This is a genomic window from Polaribacter sargassicola (assembly GCF_021991835.1).
GTDB lineage: Bacteria > Bacteroidota > Bacteroidia > Flavobacteriales > Flavobacteriaceae > Polaribacter > Polaribacter sargassicola.
Genome location: NZ_JAHDAU010000186.1, coordinates 1 through 296 on the forward strand (window position 1 = coordinate 1; position 296 = coordinate 296).

Below are 296 nucleotides of genomic sequence, written 5' to 3' on the forward strand. Positions count from 1 at the left end.
CGAGCAGCCCAAGGCCGCCGAGCTCGCCGAGCTCGCGGAGGAGCAGGACGTCGTCGTCGTCAGCGATGCCGGGATGCCCGCCGTGAGCGACCCCGGCTACGGCCTTGTGGCTGCCGCCGTGGAGCGCGGTGTGATGGTGACCGCGATTCCCGGGCCGAGCGCGGTGCTGACGGCCCTGGCGATCTCGGGTCTCCCCACCGACCGCTTCACGTTCGAGGGCTTCCTGCCGCGCAAGCCGGGGGAGCGGCGCTCGACCCTGTCGGCGCTCGCATCCGAACCCCGCACGATGGTGTTCT

Annotated in this window: 1 protein-coding gene; it reads left to right on the plus strand. The window is 72.6% G+C overall.

All coding sequences use genetic code 11. The annotated features are described in order from the left end of the window. Positions 1–296, plus strand: a 296-nt coding sequence (rsmI, locus tag KI686_RS17640) for an SAM-dependent methyltransferase (RefSeq protein WP_237590390.1), incomplete at both ends; no start/stop codon positions are given.